A 26041-nucleotide genomic window follows, 5' to 3' on the forward strand; every position below is an offset into this window, starting at 1 on the left:
ATTGTGGTCCCGTTGCGGTCATGGTGGCGTCAGCAGTGCGATAATCCAGGCATGAGCGAATCTCCCTATACCTCCGGCACCACCCATTTCGGCTTTCGCGATGTCGCTGCCAAGGACAAGCAGAAGCTGGTCGGCGAAGTGTTCACCTCGGTCGCGCGCAACTACGACCTGATGAACGATCTGATGAGTCTGGGCGTGCACCGCGCATGGAAACGCTACTTCGTGGCGACCGCGCAGGTGAAGCCGGGCGACCGCGTGCTGGATCTGGCCGGCGGCACCGGCGATATCGCCGTGCTGCTCAAGGAGCGCGTGGGCGATGAAGGCGCCGTGGTCTTGGGCGACATCAACGCCGGCATGTTGTCGGTGGGCCGCGACCGCCTGACCAACCGTGGCCTGGTGGCGGGCTTCGACTACGTGCAATGCAACGCCGAAGCGCTGCCGTTCCCGGATCAGAGCTTCGATCTGGTGACCATCTCCTTTGGCCTGCGCAATGTCACCGACAAGGACGCTGCACTGCGCGAGATGTATCGCGTGTTGAAGGTGGGCGGCCAGGCGCGCGTACTGGAGTTCTCCGAAGTCACCGCCGAGTGGTTCAAGCCGATCTACGACTTCCACTCGTTCAAGATTCTGCCCAAGCTGGGCCAGTTGTTCGCACGCGATGCCGACAGCTACCAATATCTGGCCGAAAGCATCCGCAAGCACCCGCCGCAGGATTCGCTCAAGGGCATGATGGGCGAGGCCGGATTTGCGCGCTGCCACTACAAGAATCTGACTGGTGGCATCGTGGCGATCCACTCCGGCTACAAGATCTGAATGCAGCGCACGGTCGACGATATGGCGCATGCATCACGCGCCATATCTGGCATCAAGGCCATCGCTCGTGTTCGCTTGATGCGGCCCCGCTCCCCGTAGGCGCGTGCGGACCAACGAGTTTCTGAGACCTTCGTCGCGTTGGCTCCACCAACTGTCGGCGACACTAGGTGCTCTTTTGTCGGAGAGTTGGATGCGCTTATACGCTGGGCTCTCGCGCGTGTTTCCCCGTTCCTTCAGCGCCAAGTTGCTGGCGGTGACCTTCGTTGGGATCCACCTGCCGCTGCTGTTGTTGATCGCGTGGCTGGCATCGCAGAGCGAGCTGGAAGGGCGCCTGTTGTGGTCGGTGATCATCGTCGCCTTGCTGGCTACGTTGGCGGGGACTGCATTGACGCTCTCTGCGCTGTATCGCCTGCTGGCGCCGTTGCGTATCGCCGCCGACGCGCTGGACACCTATTACGCCGACCAACGCCTGCCCAGCCTGCCCGAGCATGGCGACGATGAGCTGGGCCGCCTGCTGCGCGGGATCAATCGCAGCCTGCGCGGGATCGATGCCGGCATGCGCGATCTCAAGAAGCACGCCCTGTTCGACCCGCTCACCGAAGCGCTGAACCGGCGCGGCTGCGAACAGGCGATGCGCGATGCGGTTACCGCCTCCCAGCGCGAAGGCTGGCCGTTCGTGTTGTTCGTGCTGGATATGGACAACCTCAAGCCCATCAACGACCGCTTCGGCCACCTGGCGGGGGACCGCGTGCTGGTGCGCCTGGTGGAGTCTGCCTACGGCTGGCTGGGCGCACAGGACTGGATCGGACGCTGGGGTGGCGACGAATTCCTGATCGGCGTGCACGCCAGCGAAGACGAGGCCACGCTCAAGCTCAATCAATGGCTATCGATGCTCGAACGCGAAGACGGCGAAGAGGCGCCGTTGCACGTGAGCGCCGGCAGCGCGGTCTGCGCGAAGGGGCTGGACGCCACCGAGCTGTATCGACGTGCGGATGCGGCGATGTATCGCGCCAAGTTCTCCGGCGGCCGGCGCCTGGTGCGCGACGGGCACGACACGCCGCGCAGTCATCCGGTGGCCTGACCGCCGCCGGCGCGGCACAGCAGGCAAGCTGCAGGCCGTCGCTTGCGTCCCTCACCGATTGCACGGGCAGGCATCGGCGCGGAGCGCTAAAATGACCAATTCCCCTGCTGCGGTGCCGTCGATGCGCTTCCCGTACCTGTCGCTGTCCCTGGCCGTGTCCATTGCGCTGGCCGGCTGTTCCAACGAATCCACATCGCCGGCTGCCACCACCGCTGCGCCGGCCGCCACCGCCAAGGCCCCCGTGAAAGCAGACGCCCGCAACCACGACGAAAGTTCCTACGCCCAGCCCGACCAGGTGGTCATCAAGGACCTGGCGCTGGACCTGAAGCTGGATTTCGACAGCAAGCAGATCGGCGGCACCGCGACCTACACGCTGGAGTGGAAGAACAAGGCTGCCAAACAGCTGGTGCTGGACACGCGCGAGCTGAGCATCGCGCAGGTGCAGGCCGACGACGGCAAGGGCGGCCTGTCGCCATTGCAGTTCGCGCTGGCGCCGGTCGACAAGACCTTCGGCAGCAAGCTCACCATCGAAACGCCGAACCAGCCAGGCAAGGTCGTGATCACCTATCACACTGCGCCGACCGCGTCGGGCCTGCAGTGGCTGGAGCCCTCGATGACCGAAGGCAAGCAGCTGCCTTTCATGTTCAGCCAATCGCAGGCGATCCACGCGCGCAGCTGGGTGCCGCTGCAGGACACCCCGAGCGTGCGCTTCACCTATCGCGCGCACGTGACCTCGCGCCCGGACGTGATGGTGCTGATGAGCGCCGACAACGACCCCAAAGCCGCGCGCGATGGCGATTACAGCTTCAAGATGCCCGAGCCGATTCCGTCGTATCTGCTGGCCATTGCCGCCGGCGATGTGGTGTTCAAGCCGATCTCCGCGCGCTCGGGCGTGTGGGCCGAGCCGGCGATGGCCGACAAGGCCGCCAAGGAATTCGAAGACACCGAAAAGATGATTGGTGCCGCCGAAAAACTCTACGGCCCGTATCGCTGGGGCCGTTACGACATGCTGGTGCTGCCGCCGTCGTTCCCGTTCGGCGGCATGGAGAATCCACGTCTGACCTTCGCCACGCCCACGGTAATCGTCGGCGACAAGTCGCTGGTGTCGCTGGTCGCGCATGAGCTGGCGCATAGCTGGTCCGGCAACCTGGTGACTAACGCCAGCTGGAAGGACATCTGGCTCAACGAAGGCTTTACCACCTACGTGCAAGGCCGCATCACCGAAGCGTTGTATGGCGCTGAGATGGCCGAGATGGAGCGTGAGATCGACCAGGGCGATCTGCTGGCCGAAGTGAAGGACATGCCGCCGGCCGACCAGACCCTGGCCCTGCCGCCGCTGGCGCAGCGCGACCCGGACGAAGCCTTGAGCCAGGTGGCCTACGTCAAGGGCGCGTGGTTCCTGCAGTTCCTGGAGCAGCGTTTTGGTCGCGAAGTGTTCGACCCGTTCCTGCGTGGCTGGTTCGACGATCACGCGTTCCAGAGCGCGACCACCGACCAGTTCGTCGACTATCTGCAGAAGAATCTGCTGGCCAAGCATCCCAATACGGTGAGCGCCGCTGAAGTGGACGCCTGGTTGAAGCAGCCGGGCATCCCGGCGTTTGCGGCCAAGGCGCGCTCGCGCAGCTTCTCGATCGTGGACACCGCGCGTATCGCGTGGAGCGGTAGCGGCACGCTGCCCAGCAAGCAGGTCACCAGCGAGTGGGGCACGCAGGAATGGGTGCATTTCCTCAGCGGCATGGGCGCCACCTTGAAGCCCGAACAGCTTAAACAGCTCGACGATGCCTATCACTTCACCGGCACACCGAACGGCGAGATCGCGATGCGCTGGTATCCGTTGGCGATCCGCAGCGGTTACACCGACGCACGTCCTGCCGCCGGTGAGTTCATCGAGCGGGTGGGCCGCCGCAAGCTGGTGTTGCCGATCTACGCCGAACTGTTGAAGACCCCGGATGGCATCGCGTTTGCCGAACAGGCCTTCGAAAAAGCCAAGCCCAGCTATCACCCGATCACCACCGCCTCGGTGGCCGAGATGATTGCCAAGGCCAAGGCAGCAGCGCCTGCGCAGCCGTGATGCAGGGGAGGGCGTTGCGGACGCCCTCCCGTCGCGCACAAACCCGGCTGTAGGAGCGCACCTGGGCGCGATTGGGCTTCACCGGTAATGCCCCGCGCGCCCGGGTGCGCTCCTACGTGGTGCGCTCTGATTGCGACCACGGCGCGACCTATCGCCCTGTCGAGTTATCGCGCAGGGACAGGCTGGTATCGTTGTCGCTGGATTTGTTCCGGAGTCGACGATGAAGTATCTGTTGAGCGCGCTCTTGTGCGTCGCGGCCCTGAGTGCCTGCACCGACCGCGAGGCGCAACGCAAGGCGCAGGAAACCGCGCAGGCGCAGGCGAAAGAAACCCAGGCCGATGCGCTCGCCAAGCAGTACGACGAAGCGGTCAAGGCGCAGAACTGGGACATGGCGCGCGCGCATGGCGCCGCCTTGCTCGAAGGCTATGCCGGTACGGCTGCCGCAACGCGCATCGAACCCGGGTATGCCGACATCAAGGCCAAGGGCGAACAGGCGCGCGAGTTGCGTCGCATGCAGGCGCTCTGGCAATACTCGCAGGTGCCGGCCAAGGGCGGCACGCAGCGCTCGGCCATGATCGATGCCAAGGAGCGCGTGGATGTGGATGGTAGCGGGCCCAAGCCGGTGAGCCTGGTGTTCCGCGATCATCCGCAGTGGAAGCGGCACAGCTATCTTGTGCTCAAGGCCGGCGACTTCAATTGCTATGGTGGCTGCAAGGTGCAGGTCTCCGCCGATGGCGGCGCACCACGCGCGATGGCCGCGCATCGCCCCGATACCGACGAGGCGATCGCCATGTTCATCGACGACGACAAGGCGCTGTGGAAAGTGGTGCGCAATGCCAAGCGCATCAGCATCGCTTTCCCGGTCAAGGCCGGTGGCATGCGGACCGCAGAGTTCGAGGTCGGCGGGCTGGAGACCACCCAGATGCCGGGCTGGAAATAATCCATGGATGGCGCAAACGCTGCCCGATTGCCGCTGTCTGCCTACCGGCATTGGGTGTTCGACATGGATGGCACGCTCACTGTGCCGGTGCACGATTTCGCGTTGATCCGGCGCGCGTTGGAGATCCCGCCCGAAGACGACATCCTGCATCACCTGGCGGCATTGCCTGCCGATCAGGCGCAGGCCAAGCACGCCTGGTTGCTGGAGCATGAGCGCGCCCTGGCTGAAGCGGCGCAGCCCGCGCCCGGCGCGCAAGAAGTGGTGCGCGCGCTGTATGCCGACGGCTGCCGTCTCGGCGTGTTGACCCGCAACGCCCGCAGCCTGGCGCAGATAACGCTGGAGGCGATCGGCCTGGACGATGCTTTCGCCTGGGACGACATCGTCGGCCGCGACGAAGCCGCGCCCAAACCCGCGCCCGACGGTCTGCAGTATTTCCAGCAGCGGTGGGCGGTGAGCGCCGCTGCATTGCTCATGATTGGCGACCACCACAACGACCTGGCCTGCGGCCGCGCCGCCGGTGCAGGCACCGTCCTGGTCAATACCCCTGGCGACCCTTGGCCCGGCCTGGCCGACTGGCGCCTGCGCGATTGCAGCGAACTGTTACAGCGCTGGCAGTCCCGCGTAGACGGCTGACGTTGCATCGGTCGCGTCTCTGCGACCGCAGAACGATGACGCATCACGGCGTCGCACACCTCGACGCATCAACTGTCCTTCTTCCTTCCCCGGGGGAGAGGGGTGAGGGTACGGAGGCGAAGTCCTGCTGCCGCTTCAGTTGCATGGGGCTACGCCCGTACCCTCATCCGCCCCTTCGGGGCACCTTCTCCCGAGGGGACAAGGAACAGACGCCTGGCGCCGCGCTCTAGCCCCTCCCACCCGGGATAGGGGTTGGCGTGAGGGGACGGACCAACTGCAGTCCATCAGCCCCAGTATCTCGCTTCAAACACGCACGACGGCAAACGCATCGACGGCGGCAGCGGGGCACCCCTCGTCTGCCCCCTCGGGCGCATCCCTGCAATGGAAAAAACGCAGGTATCGGCGTGCTCGGCTCGTTGTGGTTGCTGGTGGGCAGCAGCGTCGCCGCAGCGCCGCCCTCTCATGCGCTGCCATCTCCAAAAACCATCGACTCAGGAAAACATCTGGCGTCATACCGCCCAGGTGGTTCGGCCACGTCCCAAAGAAGCGTCCACCGCCCAATCTGTTCCATCGCTGCGACAGCACGCTCGGCGCAAAGTGTGCCAAATCCGATACATCTCGCGCGCGGCCGTCACTGCGTCCACACAACGCCCTGACGCAGCAAGGTGCTGCGGCGCAACAGCGCGCTGGCACGCGCTGTGCTGTGTTCTTCCGCGGTACCCACCCGTTTGCGCCGCCGTTACGTGCCTCAAACGCCAGTGGCTGTTCGTTCGAATGGATTGTTCACCGAGAGGGGTAGACGCATATGCACCAATCTTCCTGTCGCAGCGTCCGCAGCGGCGCGCTGCTGATGCTTGCGCTGAGCGCGGTACTGGCCGGCTGCAAGAAAGACACACCGGCCGAAACCGCAGCGCCCGCACCTGCAGCCGCACCCGCCGCTGCGCCGCCCGCCGCTGCCATGGTCGATACCGATAGCGAATTCACCGCCAACGCCAGCAACGCGGACAACTGGGGCGGCGTGGGTCGCGATTTCGCACTCACCCGGCACAGCCCGCTGGCCGAGATCAACCGCGACAACGTCAAGAACCTGAAGATGTCGTGGGAAATGAAGACCGACGCCACGCGCGGCCACGAAGGCCAGCCGCTGGTGATCGGCAGCATCATGTACATGGTCAGCGCGTATCCGAACAATGTGTTCGCGATCGACCTGGCCGCGCAGGACGACGGCGGCAAGGTGTTGTGGAAATACACCCCGCAACAGGACGAACGCTCGGTGGCGGTGGCCTGCTGCGATACCGTCAACCGCGGTGCGTCGTATGCCGATGGCAAGCTGGTGTTCGGCAGCCTGAGCGGCGATGTGATTGCGCTCGATGCCAAGACCGGCAAGGAAGTGTGGAAGCAGAAGCTCGCCCACCCTGACAAGGGCGAAACCATCACCATGGCGCCGATCATTGCCGACGGCAAAGTGGTGGCCGGCATCAGCGGTAACGAGTTCGGCGTGCTTGGGCGCGTGGCCGCCTACAATCTGTCCGATGGCAAGCAGGCGTGGTCCTGCGATGCGGCTGGTACCGACAAGGCGATCTGCCTGGGCCCGGACTTCAACAAGGCCAATCCGCAGCACGGCCAGCTCGGCGACCTGGGGGTCAAGACCTTCCCCAACGACGAATGGAAGCGTGGCGGCGGCGCGGCCTGGGGCTGGTATAGCTACGACCCGAAGTTGAAGCTGGTCTATTACGGCACCGGCAATCCCGGCCTGTGGAGCCCCTCGTATCGCTGCGGCAAGACCTCGCATGAGGAGTGCAACAACGGCGAGCACGACAACAAGTGGTCGATGACGCTGTTCGCACGCAAGATCGATACCGGCGAAGCGGTGTGGGGCTATCAAAAGACCCCGTTCGACCAATGGGATTACGACGGCATCAACGAGCCGATCCTGGTGGATCTGACCATCGACGGCAAGCAAGTTCCATCGGTGGTGCAATTCGACCGCAACGGCTTTGCCTACGTACTCGATCGCCGCGACGGCACGCTGCTGCGCGCGAACAAGTTCGTGCCGGCCAACTGGGCCGAACGCATCGACATGAAGACCGGTCGCCCGGTGAAAGTGGCAGCGCATTCGCCGCTGGAACGCGGCAAGAAGGTCCAGGCATTCCCGTCGGCAATGGGCGGCAAGGATCAGCAGCCGTGCTCGGTGGATCCGGCCAATTCGGCGGTGTTCTTCTGCGGCACCAACAACTGGCACATGGAACTGGAACCGCAGGAACGCGGCAACACCATGATGGGCCTGCCGTATGTGTTCGCCAACGTGATGATGAAGCCCAACGAGCCCGGCGCACTGGGCATCGTCAAGGCGTTCGATGTGGTGGAAGGCAAGTCCAAGTGGGAGATCAAGGAAAAGTTCCCGGTGTGGAGCGGCACCCTGGTCACCGATGGCGGGCTGGTGTTCTACGGCACGCTGGACGGCTGGTTCCGTGCGGTGGACAAGGACACCGGCAAGAAGCTGTGGGAGATGAAGTTGCCCTCCGGCATCATCGGCAACCCGATCGCCTACAAGGCCAATGGTCACCAGTACGTGGCGGTGTTCTCCGGCATCGGTGGCTGGATCGGTCTGCCGGTGGCTGCCGGTCTGGATCCGGCTGATCCGTACGGCGCGCTGGGTGCTGCCGGGCTGGCGTTTGGCGCCGGCTTCGACAAGATCCCGCTCGGCGGCATGGTGCACACCTTCCGTCTCGATGGGGCCGGCAAGACGGTGACCGCCACGGCAACCGCCACTGCGGCCGCAGGCGGCGGCACCGCCAACGCAGCAGCGAAGACGGCACGATGAGATCCACGCAAGGCGTTGGACGCGCACGTCGGCAGAGGTTTGCCGGCGTGTGCGGCATGACCCGGCACCTGCGCAAGGTGCTGGTGGTTTGCAGCCTCGGACTCGTCGCCGCAGGTTGCACACGCGAGCCGTCTTCACCGACGGCTCGCGCTTCTGATTCCGATGCGGCGCCGACAGCGGCGCCTGCATCCACTGCAGCGCCAGCCTCCGCGCAAACGCCGGCCAACACGCCGCCACCAGCGCCTGATCCCACGGTGCTGCGCGTGTGTGCCGACCCGGGCAACATGCCGTTGTCCAACAAGGCTGGCGAAGGCTTCCAGAACAAGATTGCACAAGTCGTCGCCGATGCGATGGGCCGTCGCCTGGAATACGAATGGCGCACCTATTACCAGCGCGGGCTGGCGCGCAGCACCATCAACGCCGGCCGCTGCGATCTGCTGATGGATCTCAACAGCGACTTCGAACAGGGCCTGACCACACGCCCGGTGTATCGCTCGGCCTACGTGCTGGTCACGCGCAAGGGCCTGAATCTGGTGCCCACATCGCTGGATGATCCGGCGTTGAAAAAGCTGCGGCTGGGCGTGTTCCAGAGTTCGCCCGCGCGCCAAGCGCTGTACGAGCACGGCATCAGTGGCGAAGTGCAATACCTGTTCTACGACTCGGCCACCGCACCGGAAGAACATCCGGGCAAGCTGGTGGAGCGTGTGGCCGCCAATGAACTGGATGCGGCCGAATCCTGGGGCCCGGTAGCCGGTTATTATGCCGCGCGCAGCAATCTGGGCATGGTGCCGTTGAACACCATCGACGATGCCGTGCTGGAGTATTCGATGGCGTGGGCGGTATCGCGCAAAAACGCCGCATTGCGCGATGCGCTGAATACCGCGCTGCAAGACAACGCGGCAAAGATCGCCGAGATCCTGCGCAGCTATCACGTGCCGCTGGTGCGATGCAGCGACTGCGTCGTGGCTGGCGATCTGCCATCGCATGGGCCCTACACCACACCAACCTCAGCATCGACTGCACCCAGTCCTGCCGCCTCGTCGCAGGAGCTGGCGCAGTTGCAGTTGCGCATCGCCGAGGGTGCCGACCCCAACCAGGAGCTGGCGCATGCGCTGGATGCCGGCGACGCAGTGCGTGCGGCCTGGTTGTTGCGGCATGGCGCCGATGCCAACACGCCCAACCTGCTCGGTGAGCCGCCCTTGCATCAGGCCATCCGCAATCAGGAACCGGATCTGGTCGGGCTATTGCTGGATGCCGGCGCGCGCCTGGATGCGCGCGATGCCAGCGGTTGGACCGCGCTGATGAAAGCCGCATGGGCCAACGATGCCGATAGCGTGACCCGGCTAATCGGCAAAAACGCGCCGGTCGATACGGTGTCCGGTGATGGCTGGAGCGCATTGGATCTGGCGGTCTCGTATGCCGACGCCAGCGTGGTGCAGGCACTGCTGGCCGCGGGGGCGAATGTAAAGCGTGCCAATGCCACCGGATTTACCCCGGTGATGTTCGCAGTGGCGCGCGACGATCCGGCCATTCTCGATGCGCTGCTCGCGCGCGGCGCCGACGTGGGACACGCCAATCAGGCCGGTGTCACTGCCTTGATGCTGGCCGCGGCAGCCGGACGCGAGGACGTTGCCAAGCGTCTGCTGGCAGCCGGTGCCGACCCGGCGGCGCGCAATCGCGATGGCAAGACCGCCGCGACCTTGGCGCAGGACCGCGGCGATGCCGCATTGGCTGCACTGCTCGGCGAGACCAGGCGCCCTGCCAGACGCTGACTGTTTCATCCACCGCGTGCACGGGGTGCGCGGTGTTCCCTCCGATCAGAAAGGTTCGTTCATGCGCAAGTCCACCATGGGTTATATCGATCGTTCCATGCGCGCGCCGCTGTGCGCGTTGTTGCTGAGCACACTGCTGGTTGCATGCGGAAAAGACGCTCCGCCGGCACCGGCGCCCGACGCGGCGCCACCGTCCACCGCCAGCGCGCCGGCAGCCGACGCCGCGGCACCGCCGCCTGCAGCTGGGGCCGCGGCGATGCCCAATCCGGCCGCAGGGCCTGCGCCCGATCCGGCCACGCCCGCCGCAGCTCCGGCCACGGTGACGCCGATTCCGAAGGGGCCGGAGGTCAAGGTCACTCCCGAGCTGATCGCCGAAGGCAAGAAGATCTATTTCTCTGCCGGCTGCAACGCCTGCCACGGCGGCACCGGCGGCGGCGGCATGTGCCCGCCGCTGACCAACGACATCTGGGTCTACGGCAGCGACGACGACACTCTGCGCACGCTGATCAGTGAAGGCACCGCGGCCATGATCACGCACGGCAAGACCCGTATCGGTCATGAAAAAGTGGTGGGGCAGATGCCGCCGTTCGCGCCGGTGCTCAAGCCGGGCGATACCGAAAAACTGCTGGCCTTCATCCACTCGATCAACAAGACCGCGGGCAAGGCGCAATGACGCAAGGGGTACTGCGATCGGCAATCGGGAGCTGGAAGCGCGCCTGTGCGGTGATTGCATCGGGTGCGCTGCTGTTGGTCGCCGGTTGCCAGCGCGATGCTGCTTCACCGGCAGCCGCAGCCGCAGCGTCTGCATCGCCGGCTACGTCCAGCAGCGCAGCACCGGCGCCGTCAGCGCCCTCGGTGTTGGCGTACGTCCCTAATCAACGCAGCGGCACGGTGTCGGTGATCGACACCGGTACCGATACGGTAGTGCGTACCCTCAGTGCGCAAGGCCAGCTCGGCAAGCGTCTGCAGCAGGTGTTGCTCGGCCCGCAGGGGCAGTTGTATCTGATCGATGCCGAGCACCACCGCTTGATCGAACTGGACACCGCCAAGGACGCGCTGTTGCGGCAGGTGGACATCGGCGAAAACGCCGAAGGTATCGCGGTGTCGCCCGATGGCAAGCAGTTCGCGGTGTGTGTGGAAGGGCAAAACCAGGTGATGCTGATCGACGCGGCGCAGTTCCGCGTGCAGCAGGTCATCGCCACGCGTGGTCAGGCGCCGGAGCATTGCGCATACACGCCTGATGGTAAGTGGCTGCTCACCAGCAACGAAGGTTCCAACGACATGGACATGATCGAGCTGGCCACGCGTCAGTCGCGCGGCGTGGTCGCCACCAGCGGCCATCCGCGTGGCATGGCGTTCGCACCGGACGGCCGCAGCGTCTATATCGCGCAGGAAACCGCCAACGTGGTGGATGTGATCGACCTGCAGACCCGCACGCGCCGTGCCAGTCTGCCGGCCGGCGTGCGCACCGCCGGCGTGACGCTTTCGGCCGACGGCACGCGGCTGTACGCGTCCAACGGCGGTGCCGGCACGGTCAGCGTGATCGATACCGGCACCGCACGCAGCCTGGCCGAGATTCCGGTCGGATTACGGCCCTGGAATCCGGCGCTCACGCCGGCCGGCGACAAGTTGTATGTGGCCAATGGGCGTTCCAACACGGTGAGCGTGATCGATACCGCCAGCTTGCGCGAACTCAAACAGATCCCCGTCGGCGAACTGCCGTGGGGCGTGGTCATCGCGCGCTGAGTGCCGGCCATGCCGATACGCGCCGGGGAGGCGGGATGAAGACACGCGCTGCGGTGGCCTGGGGCCCGCATCAGCCGCTGACCATCGAAGAGGTGGACCTGCAGCCGCCGCGCCCCGGCGAAGTGCTGGTGCGGCTGGTTGCCACCGGCATCTGCCACGGCGATGCGCATGCGCTGGCGCACGGGCATGCGAGCAGTTTTCCGGCGATCCTGGGGCAGGAAGGCGCAGGCATCGTCGAAGACGTCGGCATTGGCGTGACCAGCGTGCGTGCCGGCGATCACGTCATCCCGCTGTACATGCCCGAATGCGGCGTCTGCAAGTTCTGCCGCTCCGGCCGCACCAATCTGTGCCAGGCGATCCGCAACAGTCAGGAGCGCGGCCTGATGCCCGACGGCAGCAGCCGGTTTTCGTTGAACGGGCAACCGATCCTGCACCACATGGGCACCAGTACGTTTTCCGAATACACCGTGTTGCCGGAGATTGCGGTGGCGCGCATCCATCCCGATGCCGCGCTCGACCAGGCCTGCCTGCTCGGCTGCACGGTCACCACCGGCGTTGGCGCGGTGCTCAACAGCACGCATGTGCGCCAGGGCGATTGCGTGGCGGTGTTCGGGCTGGGCGGGATCGGTCTGTCGGTGGTGCAGGGCGCGGTACTGGCAAAGGCCGGGCGCATCATCGCGGTGGATATCGACCCGGGCAAGTTCGCATTGGCGCGCGCCCTGGGTGCCACCGATTGCCTGGACCCGCGCGATTACGGCGCACCGATCCAGCAGGTGATCGTGGACCTCACCGACGGCGGCGCCGACCACAGTTTCGAATGCGTGGGCGATGTCGGCGCGATGCGTGCGGCACTGGAGTGCTGCCACAAGGGTTGGGGTGAGAGCGTCATTCTCGGCGTGGCCGACGATGCGCAAGAGATCAGCACGCGGCCGTTTCAATTGGTCACCGGCCGGGTGTGGCGTGGCAGCGCGTTCGGCGGGGTGAAGGGGCGCAGCGAGTTGCCCGGCTACGTGGAGCGCTATCTGCAGGGCGACATCCAGCTGGCGCCGCTGATCACCCGCACTCTCGCATTGGACGACATCAATCAGGCGCTGGCGGATCTGCGTGCGGCGCGCGGCATCAAATCGATCGTGCGGTATTGAAGGAGACGACATGACGTCGACGCATTACTTGCTGGGCCACCGCAGTACCCCGCCGCTTCGCACCGCTCGCCCTGGATCCGATGCACTGCAACGCCATCGGCTCGCCTACGCCTGCGCGGCGCTGCTGTGCGCTGGCACGATTGGCCCGGCAATGGCCGACGACACCCCGCAAGTCACCTGGCTGGATCGTATCGAAGTCACCGCCACGCCCATCCCCGGCACCACCATCGATGCGGCGCAGCTGCCGTACATGGTGCAATCGGCAACCAATACGGAGTTGTCGCGCGGGCGCAGCAACAACCTCAGCGATCTGCTGCAACGGCGCTTTGTCGGTGTGGATGGCAACGATGTGCAGGGCAGCGCATTTCAGAACGATCTCACCTTCCATGGCTTTCGCGCATCGGCCTTGCCGGGCGCCTCGCAAGGCGTGTCGGTGTATCTGGATGGCGTCCGCGTCAACGAACCGTTCGCCGATATCGTCAGCTGGGACATGCTGCCCGAATCGGCCATCACCGCCGTCACCCTGATGCCCGGCTCCAATCCGTTATTCGGGCCGAACACGCTCGGCGGCGCGGTGGTGCTGTCCACCGCATCCGGGCTCACTGCGCCCGGATTGCAAGGCGAACTGACCATCGGCAGCGGCGCGCGCAAGCGGCTGGACGCCAGTTACGGCGTGGCTGGCGGCGATGGCTGGCATGGCTTTATCGCGGTCACCGGCTTCGACGAAAACGGCTGGCGCGACGCCTCCGAAGGACGTCTGGGCACGGTGTTCGGCAAGCTCGGCAGGCAAGGCGATGACACCGACTGGAGTTTGTCGCTGCTGCACGGGCGCAGCCGCCTGATCGGCAATGGACTGTTGCCCGATACCCGCTACACCGACGAGGGGCCCGAGCCAGGCCTGTACCGTGCCGACCGCCGTGCGGTGTATACCTCGCCCGATCTCACCCGCAATCGCAATACGCTGCTGACCGCGCAGCTGGACCACCGTTTCGATGCGGACACTGCGCTGCATGCGCTGGCGTATTCGCGGGTTGGCCGGCGCGACACCGTCAATGGCGATATCGGCGAGGACTACGAAGAATTCGTCGAAGAATGCGCCTCCGGCTACGCCGCCGACGGCAGTGCGCTGGATGCCGATTGCGAGGTGGCGCGCGCCGATGCCGATGCGCTGCACACCGGCGCCCTCAATACCACCCAGATGCGCCAGGACGCACAGGGACTTGCGATCAACCTGAGCAAGCAATGGGGAGCGCATGCGCTCAGTGCCGGTGTCACCTTCGACCGCGGCCATGTGCGTTACCGGCAATTCGCCCGCGATGGTTGGGTGCAGCCGGACCGGTCGGTGCTGGCAGATCCCGATGTCGAGCGTGCGTTCTTCTCTGGCGTGCGCGGCAGCACCAAGACGCTGGGCGCCTTTGTCGCAGACACTTGGGAGCTGGACGCCGCCACCCATCTCACCGCCGCAGTGCGTTGGAACCGGGTGGTGGTCGACAACATCCTGTCCACCGCCGAGGACGGCGACCGCCCGCGCGAGCGCTTCGTCTACGCCAAGGCCAATCCATCGTTGGGGCTCACCCATCGGCTCGACTCCGGCCTCACCGTGTACGGCTCGGTGGCGCAGAACACGCGCGCGCCCACAGCGATCGAGCTGGGGTGCGCCGACCCCACCCAGCCGTGCCGGCTGCCGACCGGCCTGCAGGCCGACCCGCGCCTGGAGCAGATCGTGTCGCGAACCTATGAGCTGGGCGCGCGCTGGTCGCCGTGGGCCGACAGCAACGCCACCGTGTCGGTGTACCGCGCCGACAATCGCGACGACATCTTGTTTTTGCGTGCGCCGGATACGCAGCTGGGCTACTTCGATAACGTCGGTCGCACTCGCTATCAGGGCGTCGACGCTGCGCTGCACCTGCGCAGCGGCGATTGGCAATGGTCTGCCGGTTACAGCTATCTGGACGCGAGCTATCGCAGCGACGGCGAATTGCTGTCCGGCGAGCGCGTGATCACGTTGCGGCCCGGCTTGCGGATCGCCTCGCTACCCCGGCATAACCTCAAGCTCGGCGTGGAGTGGCAGCGCGATGCGCTGACGTTGGGTGCCGGCATGCGCGCGGTGTCCGGGCGCGTGGCCAGCGGCAACGAAGATGGGCAGGTCGACAATGCCGAAGCGGGCGAGCCCGCACCGCAGCGCATCGATATCGGCACCGCCGGCTATGCGCTGGTCGACCTGCAGGCGCGATGGGCTATCACCACGCGCGTGTCGGTCTTCGCGCGCATCGACAATGTGTTCGATCGCCAGTACGCCACTTATGCTGCGGTGGCCGAAGATGTGTTTCCCGATGGCGAACTCGCCCGCCCGCAGGACGCGCCAGTGGAAACAGGACCGGCACGCTTCCTGGCGCCAGGCGTGCCCCGGCAGTATCTGATCGGATTGCGCTGGAATCTATAGCGCATTGCATGCCTGCGGCATGGGCCGTCGGCTCCAGAGAGGCACATCGCGTGCCTGCCCAGCCGGCTGATCGCCCAAGACGTCAGCGACGATATCCGAGCCCGTACTGAAAGAACGTGGGTGTCTGGCCTACCACCACGTCCAGTCCCGCTGCGCTGCACGCGGCCTGCAGTTCGCTAGTCGTGTAGTAGTTCTTGACGATCGTACTGATGTTGCCATTGTGCAGGCGGCGCTGCATCAACTGGCCTTCCACGCCTACGACATGCGGCGAAAGGGCTTCGGGCTTGGGAAGATTGTCGACGAAGAAAAACCTTCCGCCCACATCCAGCGCGGATGCCACCTGGTGCAGGAACTGCGACAACAACTCGCGTGGTACGTGCGAGATCCAGAACGCGAATACCACTGCGTCGTAGGTCCGCGTGGCTTGCCATTGGAAGAGATCTGCCTGCACCGTACGCACCCGCGGGTCACAGGTTGCCGGATTGAACTTCAGCATCTGCGCCGATCCATCGACCAGGGTCAGTGTGCGTGCCTTTGGCAGCAACTGGACGCTCCAGATGCCGGTGCCGGCCGCCAGCTCCAGGATATCGCCCTCCAGCGCAGCGGCATCCAGTGCGTCCTGCACGCGTGCGGCCTCCTCGCGCCACAGGACATTGGATGCGTCACCCTCATCGAAGGGCCCGCGACGGAACCACCAGTCGTCGTATTCGGCTGCTCGGTCGTCATAGTAACGTTGTTGTTCGATTAGTACCGATTGCCATTGCGTCATGATGTGTTCCTGGTTGTGGGATGTGGCGATGGCAGCAGCGGGTAGCCTGATACCGTCAGGCCACCTGCAATGCCTGGAAACGATGCTGGCCCTGGCGGATAGCTGCGATGACATCGGTGGTCGAGCACATATCCAGTACCTTGGGGTACTCCAGGATCGTTGGTGCTGCGCCCTGATCGAGCAGGAGCTTGTTCAAGCACAGAAAGCCAATCGTGCGAATGTTGGCTTCGGCGAATAGGTGGTGCTGGTTAAGTTGCTGACAGCACTGCGCGATGGCGTGCACCGTTGCATCGTCCAGCTCGGCACGCATGCGGCAGTTCGAGGGCGGGGGCACCTGAGCGACATAGTGCGATAGGATTTCCTGCGCCTTGTCGAAGCACCGGGCGGGACTACGCGTTGGTGCGAGCAGTCGTCCGGATTGCCCGTGCGTTGGCGGTTCGACCTCGATCCAGCCGTTGTTAGCGGCCGCGGAGCGGTGAAACTCGGCCAGTCCCTGCGCCGTGCAGTTGCGCCCCAAGCTCAGCGCAAATTCCACCGACTGCGCGCGGTAGCCTGACTGGAACCGCTCACGCAGCGGAGCCGAGCTGCGTTTGAAGACATCGCCCACCGCAAGGTCGTGCAGCTGGCAGAGCAGGTGCGCATCCAGGATCCGATCATGCGCTTGCATCAGAGCACCGAAGGCGCGCAGGCAGCCGACCATGTAGCCCAACTCGTTTTCGAAATGGTATTTCCCCCATGACGATTCATGGCATTCGCCATCCATGAACAGATAGGGGATGGCAGCATCGTGATGCGCCAGTCGCCAGGTGTCCGGAAGCTTGTCCCGTGATGCCACGATTTCGGCCTGCATACGGACGGCATTGCGGATGCTCAAAACGCAAGGCGCAGCGCCAAGCGTACCCTCCACCCAGGCGAGCAGGGTGGCGAGCGCGTCGGCTTCGGTGGTGTGCAGCGGGCGTGCCAGGCGGAAATCGAATATTGCTGCATTGACAGTGTTTAACAGCCCTGCGGCCAGTGCATCGGCATCGCCGTTGCGCACGCTGAGCGCGGCGGGCGCAACGTGGCTCAACGCGTGTGCCAGCGCGGTCAAGCGCGCTTGGGCGTCGCCAGTTTGTGGATCATCGGCCATCAGCGCGGCGCGGGCCTGCGCATGCGCCTGCAGGAACTGCGGCATCGCCGCGTCGCCGCGCTGCTGAAGCTGTTCTGCGCTGAACTGGCGACGATAGACGATGCCATCGGATAACGCGTCGTAGCACAGCTCGCCGCCAAGCAAGTGCGACAACGCCTGCATCTGCGCTGCAGGCGGAGCGTCGCGGCCCACTATTCCGCTCACCCATGCGGTCCAATGCTGCCCCGCAGGCGTACTGGCGATATGCACCACCGCTGAGCTGGTGAGCACTGTCTGCTGTCGCTCGATGGTGAGGCCAGGGGAGTCGATTCGCGATAGTTGCAGGCACCGGGGGCGGACGACAGGCATCAGCAGAACACCTTCCATAGCGTCACCAGTGAGGCGGACAACATGACTAGGCCGAAGGCCCGTTTGAGCTTGCGTGTGGGCCAGCGGTGGGCGGCGGAGACGCCTGTGGGCGCCAGCAGGGTGGCAGGCAACGCCACCGCAATGGCGGCCGTCCAACACACAAGCCCGACCAACCCCCGGCTGTCCCCCATGGCAGGCAACGGACCAAGGACGAAGGTGAGAGCGCCGATCAGGGAGATGGCCAGCCCGACCGCACTTCCCACCGCGACCGCGTTACGCATCTCCAGGCGGTCGTGCTGGGCGAGCACATACGGTACGGTGAGGCTGGCGCCGCCGACACCGGCTGTCGCGCTGAACAACCCGATCAAACCACCGATCAGGCGCACCGGCACGCGCGTGGCGAGCGTGTGTATCGGCGGGTTGGCAGGCGACGGTGCTTGTATTCCCGCGCCACGGATCATGCGTAGGCCGAAATAGGCGGCATACGCACTGAAGATCGCCGCTACCCAGACGCCGTGGATGCGGCCTGCGATGATCGCGCCGATGGCGGCACCGGCGCCGGCAGCCGGTGCCAGGCGTACCGCCCAGCCGATGGGAAGCGCGCCGCGTCGATATTGTGCGATCACGGCACTGGCTGTGGCTGGAATGGTGGCTGCCAATGCAGTGGCCACTGCCACCTGTGGCAGTACGGCGATGTCTATCCGGAACCGCAGCGGTAACAGCACAATGAAGACCGGCACCATCAGAAAACCGCCTCCCACGCCCAGCAGGCCGGAGAGGAATCCAGACAGCATGCCGGTCATAATCAATAGCGGGTAGATCCAGTCCATGCCGTCCATCACGCCACCGTCCTTTCGCCCCATGGAAGCGAATAGGTCTTGACGTTGGTGTAGGCGGACATGGCTTCCAGAACCCCTTCCTTATAGCCCAGCCCGGAGTTCTTGATGCCGCCAAACGGCGTGGACTCGAGTCGAAAGCCTGGCACCTCGCGGATATTCACCGATCCGGTCTGCAACTCGGCCACGCAGCGCTGTATGTAGTCCCAGCGGTTGCTGCACAGTGCCGACGACAGTCCAAAGTCGCTGGCATTGGCGATCCGGATTGCATCGTTGATCGAATCGATGCGAATGATCGGTGCCACCGGTCCGAACGTCTCCTGCTGCACCAGCTCCATGCTCGGCGTGACGTGGTCGACGACCGTGGGCAGGTACTGCGCGCCGTTGCGCCGATGTCCGCACAGGACCTGGGCGCCAGCAGCTGCCGCTGCATCGACACGGCGTTCGATCTGCGCGGCTGCCGCATCGTCGATCACGGTACCCATATCCATCTGTGGATCGAACGGATTACCCACCTTCAGTCGCCGCGTGGCCTCCACCAGGCGCTCTACGAACGCGTCTGCGACCTGCCGATGAACCAGTAATCGCTTGATCGCGGTGCAGCGTTGCCCGCTGTTGCGATAGGCGCCGGCCACTGCCAGCGAGACAGCTTCGTCGAGATCGGCATCTTCCATCACGATCATCGGGTCGTTGCCCCCGAGCTCCAGTATCTGTCGTTTGTAGACGCAGCGGGCAGCGATCTGCTTGCCTGCGGCGACGCTGCCGGTGAAGGTCACCAGATCCACCTGTTCGCTGGTCAGCAGCGTGTCCCCGATGACCGCCGGTTTGCCGGTGATGACCGTCAGCATCGGTCCGGGAAGTCCCGCATCTGTCAGCAGATCGGCAAACAGCAAGGCGGTCAGCGGAGTCTTCTCACTTGGCTTGAGGATCATCCTGTTGTTGGTCGCGATGGACGGCGCGATCTTGTGTGCCACTTGGTTGAGCGGGTGGTTGAACGGGGTGATCGCCACGATCACACCGAGCAACGGATCGCGCTGTGTATAGACGCGTCGTTGCTGTCCACTCTGGGTGATGTCGCACGCGTAGATGTCGCTATCGTCGATCAGCACCTGATGCGCGGCCGTGCGCAGCACCTCTGCGGCACGGCCGACTTCGTAGCTGGCATCGCGCACGCATAACCCGCTCTCGGCCACGATCGACTGCACGAACGCAGCGGTGCGTGCGATCAACAGATCGCGCGCGGTCAACAGGATCGTATGCCGCTGATGGCGGGTGAGCGTCGGACGGTAAGCGTATGCCTGCGCGAGCGCATAGCGCACGTCTTCGGCCTGCGCCAGCGGTACCGTTCCGACCAGCGTCCGGTCGTACGGGAAGCGCACCTCCAGCCGATCGGTAGCGCCATCCACCCGTGCACCGGCGATGCGCCATTGCTCATGTCGCAATTGCATCTTGCCCACGTCGGCTCCTTCGTCTCGGTCAATGCATCTGCATATGGGCGCTGTGGGCATCTGCATCAGCAGTGATCGGCGCTGTGTGCAGCGGCGACGCGGCGCTTGCAGCCGGCACGGCTTCGACCACGCCCCGGAACCACAGCTCCACGTTCATCAGCATCCACACCTTCTTGCCGTAGAAGTCGTAGTCCAACGATTGCGGATGCGACAGGAAATGCTCCAGCCGCCTGGCATCGAATAGGCCGCGCTCGCGAGAGCGCCGATCGAGCAGGATCGCCTTCGCGTCGTCGAGCATGCCGGCCTTCAGCCAGTCGTCCAGCGGAGTTGGGAATCCCATCTTCTTGCGCTGCGCAAGATGCGGCGGCAACAGGCGTTGGGCGGATGTGCGCAGCAGATACTTGTTCTGGTCCAGCACCTCGGAGGCGTTGAAGGCCGAAGTGCCCAGGGCGCGGATCAGCGCGAGCGGGGAGCGCCATTTCATCTTCAGACGATGCGGCATATGGACGAACGTCTCCACTAGCTCATGATCGACAAAAGGTACGCGTCCTTCCAACGACGCGAGCATGCCGATGGTGTCCACCTTGTCCAGCACGCATCCCAGATGGATTTTCTGGAACACGTGCAGCACCCTGTCGTGCGGATCGCAATCGCGAGTCTGCTCGAAGGCTTCTTCGAACGGGGCCAGCGTCTTGCGGTCGCCGTTCAGACGGCTGCGTACGTCAGGCGAGAACAGTGCCATCTTCTCGTCCAACGGCATCCAGTGGTAAACGTTGAAAAAGTGCTCTATCTGCCGTGCGCAACCGAGGTTGCTGACGGGGCCGTACGGGTCGCGGCCCAGCTTGCTCAACCATTGCGCAGCCGGGCCCAGTACGCGCTGCGCCGCTTCAATCTTCTTCCAGTCGAATGGCGAGCGCATGACTCGCCCATAGCCACCGAAAAGTTCGTCCGCGCCATCGCCACTAAGGGCGACTTTGACGTGGCGACGAATCTCCTTCGACAGCTTCAGTCCGGCCACCATCTGCGGAATCATCAGTGGTGCATCGCATTGCACGATCAGTGGCGCCATGCCGTCGATGTATTCCTTCCGGTCGATCACCAGATGCGTGTGTTCGGCGCCGACCGCGGCGGCGGCCTCGGCCGCATAAGCGCCTTCGTCGTAGCCATGCGTGCCATAGCCGACCGAGAAGGTCTGTGGCGGCGATGTCATATGGCGGGCCATGAGCGCCACCATGATGTTGGAATCCAACCCGCCGCTCAGGTAGGCGCCGAGTGGAACATCCGATACCAGGCATCGCCGCACTGCCGCGTCGAGCTTCTCGGAGAGCGTCTCCAGCCAATCGGCTTCACTCCTGCGTTGCTCCGGCATGGGCGTTGGCAGCGCCCAATACCGGTGCCGGTGCAGCTGTGCCAGCGTCACTACCAGCATCTCGCCCGGCAGCAGCTTGTGGACGCCTTCGAAATAGGTGTTGTCCCACACCGGCTGACGGAAGCTCAGGTAACTCGAAATGCCGTCCAGATCGGCACGCCGTTCGAATCCGTGATGCTGGAAGAATGCCTTGACCTCCGAGGCGAACACGAAATCCGAGCCGATCTGTGTCCAGTACAGCGGCTTGACGCCCAGCCGGTCGCGCGCGAGTGTCAGTGTGCAGGTGCGCGGATCCCAGGCGGCGAATGCGAACATGCCCGACAACCGCTCCACGCACTGTGCACCCCACTGAATGAAGCTGCGCAGTAACACCTCGGTATCCGAATGCGTCCGGAACTGCGCGCCCAGCGCTTCGAGTTGTTGGCGCAATTGCTTGTAGTTGTAGATCTCGCCGTTGAACACCAGCGCCACGCCGGTGTGCTCGTCGATCATGGGCTGATGGCCGCCCGGTACGTCGATCACGCTGAGCCGCCGGAAGCCCAGACCGACCGGGCCGGAGAGATGGATGCCTGCGTCGTCCGGACCACGGTGCACGATGGTCTGGTTCATCGCATGCAGCATGTCGTGTTGCTCGAAACGTGCACCGTCACGATGGAAGATGCCTACGAATCCGCACATGGTGTTTCCTTTAAGCAGGCACTGCAGGCGCAGGCGTGGAGGATGCGATGGGAAGCCGATTGGCCTTGCGCAGGTCGTCCTCACAGTCGATTTCGACCCAGCGACGACCGCCCATCCACACGATTAGCGCAGGAGATGCCATCGGCAGTTGGGGGATGACGCTGGTGTAATACGACTGCTGTAACTCACCCCGACGGACGCGGTCGACGATGCGTTCGCTCAGCGCGGACGCGGCGCGCGCACTGAAGCGGGCGATGCCGATGAAATTGCCATCGCCCTGCTCCACTGCGATATGGCTACCCAGGTCGACGAGTCGCTCGCCCTGTGCCAGCACCCGCATCGTGCCTTCAAGGCAGGCGCGCCCATCGGCCAGCACAGCGATCTCCGCCTCGGTGTTGACCAGATCGCGCAGCGCATCGCTGTCGACCCAGACATCGGCGAACAGAATCACGCATGTGCCGGAAAGCAATGATGCGAAGGCGGCCAGGGTCCACAGGTTGTTGGTGTCCGCAAAGTCGGGATACACGTGACGGTGAACATGCGATGGCAGTACCCGGGCCACGTCGTCGCTGCGGTAGCCGAGGATCACGTGGATGTCATCGACGCCAAGCGTTACGAGCGCATCGATCTGATGCTGGATCAGGTGCTTGTCTCCCAGTGTCAGCAGGCACTTGGGCAGCTCGGTATGCGCTCTGAGCCGGCTGCCTGTCCCAGCGGCCAGGATGATCGCCCTCATGGCAACGTCTCCTCAGGAAGAAGGTCCAGCAAGCCCAGGCGCGCACATTCGTCCTGGACCTGCGCATTTTCCAGGATGCCGACCTTGCGTAGCGTGCCGATGCAGGCCCTTGCCGCCTCGCGCCGGACCTGCGCCAACTGCTGCGGCGAGTAGCAGTCGTTGATCACCTCATCGGTTTGCGCTTCGCTCAAGCCGATATCGTGCAACTGACCTCGCACGGCGACCAGGTCGGGATCGGTGAAGATTGCAATGAACGAGGGTAACAGCGGGCCGATGCGACGCTTGAGTCGCTCGCTCAACTGCGGCCAGACCTGGGCGATGAAGCTCGCAAAGAAACGGTGGTGTCTACTCTCGTCTTCCGCATGGTCTTTCATGACTTGACGTACTGCGTCGATCACCCGCGGATCGCGAGGGATTTCGACCAGATTCCTGGTGATCAGTGTTTCGGAAATCGAGCAGAAGAACAGTGGCAGCAGCTCGGCGGTGGAGGGATCGGCGCGCGCGAACTCGCGTTGCAGGCGTTGATAGAACGCAGGAATCTTGGCCGATGTGGCGGGGATTGCGGTGTGGGCCCGCACCAGGCGTGCCAGATCGGCGGTGAGTTTGCCGTGGTAGGACTCGTCCACCAGAATGTTCCAGGCGTCGATGACCATGTCCTGCGGAAGTTCGAATCCGCTGTCGCCGCGCGCGATCCGATATACCGCTGTGTTGATCACCTGATGCTCCAACACCTGCGTGAACTCAAGGTTGTTGTACAGCGCCTGCGCCAACAGCCAGCGCAAGGCATCCGGACCCTGCGCCTGCACAAGAGGATGGCGATGACACGACACCAGCTCGGGTGTGAAAAGCAATCCGTTTTGCCAGTCATTGGCGGCGGGTGCGTACATCGGTAGCGGGCCGCGCACCTTCGCGTAGCGTGCCCATTCTTTGAACGGCATTGGGTAGTTCATAACGCCGCCGACCGCTCGGTTGTGTTGGCGCGTGCAACGGCAGGGTGGGCGGTCGCGTCGGATGTGGACACCTTGCGCTGCTGTAGGTGCGCTGCAAATCGTCTGCCGACTTCGCTTGGCGAAACGGTGGGGCGCGGTAACGGATGCATGGAGCCGGGTCGTATGCGCAAATGGATGAAGTGCGGCCCGGCACTGTGTAAAGCGATACCCAGTGCTTGTTTCAGCGCTGCATCTCCGTGGCAGGCGTAGGTGGCCCGATAGCCGCAGGCTGCAGCGATGCTGGGGAAATCGATGTTTCCCGAATTGGTCGGCTGACCTCCCGTACTGTCATGCACGCCATTGTCCAGCAGCACATGAATGAACCTGGCCGGTTGATAGCGGCCGATGGTGGAGAGGTTGCCGAGCTTCATCAGCGCAGCGCCATCGCCATCGAGCACTATCACGGGATAATCGGTGTTGAGCGCAGCCCCCAGACCTAGCGCACTGGCGCATCCCATCGATCCCACCAGGTAGAGATTGCGCGCATCGTCGCTGACGCAGAAGAGTTCCCGCCCGGTCTTGCCCGTGGTTGCGATGAGGGCAGTGTTATTCGGTGTCATGGAGACCACGGTGCGCAGCGCGTCCTCCCTGCTGGGCAGCGGCAATTCGGATCGCCCGAACTGCGACCGCGTCGCTGCCGGGGCTCGGATCACCGCCTGCGCCAGCAGATGCTCGTCTTCGAGGACGTTGGGTTCCACGATCAGGGCGTACGGCAAACGTGTCTGCTGGATGCAGGCATGGGCCGCCCGTAGCGTGGATGCGATCTGATCCGGTTCGGACGGGAAGCGTGCGTGCGGAATGCGCAACACATCGAGCAGACTCTGGGTGATCTCGCCCATGACAGCGTGCTGAGGCTCGTCTGCGACACCGGGGGAGCCACGCCAGCTGCAGATCAACAGACAGGGAATCTGAAACACGTGGTTGAGCGAGGTCAATGGATTGACAGCGTTACCCAAGCCCGAGTTCTGCAACATCACTACTGGCAGTCGCCCCGCAAGATAGGCGCCGGCCGCGATGCCAATGGCCTCGCCTTCGCTGGCTGCGGTGACATGATGTATATGCGGGTCGCTGAGGACTCCATTGAGCAGGGGTGTCAGATAGGAGCAAGGCACGCTTGTGTAGAAATCGAACCCCAGCCGCGACGCCGTCGCGACAAATTCCTTGCCGTTGATCATCGTGCAGCTCCTGCGTCATAGCTGTTGTCCGCCAGGACGGCGACTTTCTCCTTCTTGGGGAGATAGATGCTTTCGGCCTGTGTCAGTTCATCCTGATCGACCAGGTCGAATATCTCCTTCACTCGTGGTAGTTCCTTCTCGATGCCGCTTAACGAACGCTCCCGGTGAATGGTCGCGCAGATCTTGCGCATGCTGGCCACGGATGCGCGCAGGTTGTGGTTGGCCCAGATGATGCTGGAGATCTTTGCGTCGATGAATGCTTGAGTCGGCACCGCGTAATACGTGGTCGGCACGATCACCAGGGGACAGCGGTCCTGCCAGTGTTCGGCAAATTTCAGGATCTCCGCCCCGTCGCTTTTCTTGGAGTGGATCAGGATCGCATCGGCTCCAGCGGCGTGGCATTGCTCGGCCCTGCTCAACGCTTCGGTGAGCCCACGGCCGGCGATCAGTGCCTCGACCCGCGCAACGACGCAGAATGCGTCGTTGCTCTGGCTATCCTTGGCTGCCTTGATCTTGCCCGCGAACTCGGAAGGGTCCGCCAGTTCCTGATCGTCGCCGATGAAAGAGTTGGTCTTGGGGAACAGCTTGTCTTCGAGGCAGACTCCGGCGACGTTGCGTTGGCAGAGTTTTTGGACAAGCCTGCGCACGCTGTTGAAGTTGCCATAGCCGGTATCTCCATCCAGCAGGATCGGCAGATCGGTGCTGTCGGTCATGAACTCGACCACTTCCAATGTCTGCGTCCAGGAGGCTTCGTTGGCGTCGCGCACGCCCAACGAGGCTGAGATGGACAGGCCCGATGCCCATATCCCCTCGAAGCCGGCTTCGGCAACGATGCGCGCAGATAAGCCGTTATGCGCTTCCATCAGGAACGAAGTGCTCTGTCCGGTGAGCAGACTGCGCAGCTTCGAAGCCAGGTATGCGTCGCGATGACGTCCATCGATTTTTTGAGTTGAGGTGTTCAAGGAGTGAACTCCATATGTTTATTGGTTATGTTTGTTATATATGCAGGCCGTGGGGAAAACCTCCCACGCCACTTGTCGCATTGGCGAAGGGCATCAAAGGGGAGGTCAATCAGGTTCTTTCAGGATTTTACGGGTCG

General features: G+C 64.1%; 21 protein-coding genes. 12 read left to right on the plus strand and 9 right to left on the minus strand.

Annotation, left to right across the window (positions count from 1 at the left end; all coding sequences use genetic code 11):
* The first annotated feature begins 51 nt into the window (after positions 1–51).
* The 11 genes from ubiE (at position 52) to ACCQ06_RS03885 (ending at position 15465) form a co-directional block, all read left to right on the plus strand.
* Positions 52–813 carry a bifunctional demethylmenaquinone methyltransferase/2-methoxy-6-polyprenyl-1,4-benzoquinol methylase UbiE gene (ubiE, locus tag ACCQ06_RS03835; RefSeq protein WP_046965330.1) on the plus strand — a complete coding sequence of 254 codons (762 nt, stop codon included), beginning with the start codon at positions 52–54 and terminating at the stop codon, positions 811–813.
* Between the two features lie 190 nt (positions 814–1003).
* Positions 1004–1894 (plus strand): diguanylate cyclase domain-containing protein, encoded by an 891-nt coding sequence (locus ACCQ06_RS03840; RefSeq protein ID WP_316690234.1) that lies wholly within the window; start codon positions 1004–1006, stop codon positions 1892–1894.
* 121 nt (positions 1895–2015) lie between these two features.
* Positions 2016–3965 (plus strand): M1 family metallopeptidase, encoded by a 1950-nt coding sequence (locus ACCQ06_RS03845; protein ID WP_228325283.1) that lies wholly within the window; start codon positions 2016–2018, stop codon positions 3963–3965.
* A gap of 220 nt (positions 3966–4185) precedes the next feature.
* Positions 4186–4905 carry a hypothetical protein gene (locus ACCQ06_RS03850; protein WP_228325255.1) on the plus strand — a complete coding sequence of 240 codons (720 nt, stop codon included), beginning with the start codon at positions 4186–4188 and terminating at the stop codon, positions 4903–4905.
* Between the two features lie 3 nt (positions 4906–4908).
* On the plus strand, positions 4909–5538 hold the full coding sequence (locus ACCQ06_RS03855; RefSeq protein WP_228325254.1) for an HAD family hydrolase: 630 nt from the start codon (positions 4909–4911) through the stop codon (positions 5536–5538).
* Positions 5539–6343: 805 nt separating this feature from the next.
* Positions 6344–8362, plus strand: a complete 2019-nt coding sequence (locus ACCQ06_RS03860; protein WP_323706903.1) for a methanol/ethanol family PQQ-dependent dehydrogenase — start codon at positions 6344–6346, stop codon at positions 8360–8362.
* Complete coding sequence (locus ACCQ06_RS03865; protein ID WP_228325253.1) at positions 8359–10134, plus strand: quinoprotein dehydrogenase-associated putative ABC transporter substrate-binding protein; 1776 nt, start codon at positions 8359–8361, stop codon at positions 10132–10134. Before ACCQ06_RS03860 ends, ACCQ06_RS03865 begins: the two co-directional genes overlap by 4 nt.
* 25 nt (positions 10135–10159) lie before the next feature.
* Positions 10160–10807 carry a c-type cytochrome gene (locus ACCQ06_RS03870; protein WP_170068740.1) on the plus strand — a complete coding sequence of 216 codons (648 nt, stop codon included), beginning with the start codon at positions 10160–10162 and terminating at the stop codon, positions 10805–10807.
* Positions 10804–11880 (plus strand): beta-propeller fold lactonase family protein, encoded by a 1077-nt coding sequence (locus ACCQ06_RS03875; RefSeq protein WP_228325251.1) that lies wholly within the window; start codon positions 10804–10806, stop codon positions 11878–11880. Before ACCQ06_RS03870 ends, ACCQ06_RS03875 begins: the two co-directional genes overlap by 4 nt.
* A gap of 35 nt (positions 11881–11915) precedes the next feature.
* Positions 11916–13022: an S-(hydroxymethyl)glutathione dehydrogenase/class III alcohol dehydrogenase gene (locus ACCQ06_RS03880; RefSeq protein WP_104617392.1), complete on the plus strand. Its 1107-nt coding sequence runs from the start codon at positions 11916–11918 to the stop codon at positions 13020–13022.
* Positions 13023–13173: 151 nt separating this feature from the next.
* Positions 13174–15465 (plus strand): TonB-dependent receptor, encoded by a 2292-nt coding sequence (locus ACCQ06_RS03885; protein WP_316692494.1) that lies wholly within the window; start codon positions 13174–13176, stop codon positions 15463–15465.
* An 82-nt stretch (positions 15466–15547) separates the two neighbouring features.
* On the opposite strand, the gene ACCQ06_RS03890 is transcribed toward ACCQ06_RS03885, so the two are convergent.
* Both ACCQ06_RS03890 and ACCQ06_RS03895 read right to left on the minus strand, forming a co-directional pair.
* Entirely contained in the window at positions 15548–16234 is a 687-nt protein-coding gene (locus ACCQ06_RS03890) for a class I SAM-dependent methyltransferase (protein WP_228325250.1), read from the minus strand.
* A 55-nt stretch (positions 16235–16289) separates the two neighbouring features.
* Positions 16290–17324, minus strand: a complete 1035-nt coding sequence (locus ACCQ06_RS03895; RefSeq protein WP_349810199.1) for a hypothetical protein — start codon at positions 17322–17324, stop codon at positions 16290–16292.
* Positions 17325–17330: 6 nt separating this feature from the next.
* Here ACCQ06_RS03895 and ACCQ06_RS03900 point away from each other — a divergent pair, with 6 nt between their 5' ends.
* A complete protein-coding gene (locus ACCQ06_RS03900) occupies positions 17331–17477 on the plus strand; it encodes a hypothetical protein (protein ID WP_349810200.1) in 147 nt (48 codons plus the stop codon).
* Positions 17478–17710: 233 nt separating this feature from the next.
* Here the strand turns inward: ACCQ06_RS03900 and ACCQ06_RS03905 are convergent, their stop codons facing one another.
* Genes ACCQ06_RS03905 through aepX form a run of 7 tightly spaced genes read right to left on the minus strand, consistent with a single transcriptional unit; the run spans position 17711 to position 25904 of the window.
* Positions 17711–18574, minus strand: a complete 864-nt coding sequence (locus ACCQ06_RS03905; protein ID WP_228325248.1) for a sulfite exporter TauE/SafE family protein — start codon at positions 18572–18574, stop codon at positions 17711–17713.
* On the minus strand, positions 18550–20061 hold the full coding sequence (gene phnY / locus ACCQ06_RS03910) for a phosphonoacetaldehyde dehydrogenase (protein WP_316690236.1): 1512 nt from the start codon (positions 20059–20061) through the stop codon (positions 18550–18552). The genes ACCQ06_RS03905 and phnY overlap by 25 nt, the downstream gene beginning before the upstream one ends.
* Positions 20024–22042 (minus strand): asparagine synthase (glutamine-hydrolyzing), encoded by a 2019-nt coding sequence (gene asnB / locus ACCQ06_RS03915; RefSeq protein ID WP_316690237.1) that lies wholly within the window; start codon positions 22040–22042, stop codon positions 20024–20026. The genes phnY and asnB overlap by 38 nt, the downstream gene beginning before the upstream one ends.
* 10 nt (positions 22043–22052) lie before the next feature.
* Entirely contained in the window at positions 22053–22778 is a 726-nt protein-coding gene (locus ACCQ06_RS03920; RefSeq protein ID WP_316690238.1) for a phosphocholine cytidylyltransferase family protein, read from the minus strand.
* Positions 22775–23728: a diiron oxygenase gene (locus ACCQ06_RS03925; protein ID WP_323706914.1), complete on the minus strand. Its 954-nt coding sequence runs from the start codon at positions 23726–23728 to the stop codon at positions 22775–22777. Before ACCQ06_RS03925 ends, ACCQ06_RS03920 begins: the two co-directional genes overlap by 4 nt.
* Entirely contained in the window at positions 23725–24942 is a 1218-nt protein-coding gene (aepY, locus tag ACCQ06_RS03930) for a phosphonopyruvate decarboxylase (RefSeq protein WP_316690240.1), read from the minus strand. Before aepY ends, ACCQ06_RS03925 begins: the two co-directional genes overlap by 4 nt.
* On the minus strand, positions 24939–25904 hold the full coding sequence (gene aepX, locus ACCQ06_RS03935) for a phosphoenolpyruvate mutase (protein ID WP_316690241.1): 966 nt from the start codon (positions 25902–25904) through the stop codon (positions 24939–24941). The genes aepY and aepX overlap by 4 nt, the downstream gene beginning before the upstream one ends.
* Positions 25905–26041: the final 137 nt, after the last annotated feature.

Source organism: Xanthomonas sp. NCPPB 4467 (assembly GCF_041475665.2).
Lineage (GTDB): Bacteria > Pseudomonadota > Gammaproteobacteria > Xanthomonadales > Xanthomonadaceae > Xanthomonas > Xanthomonas dyei.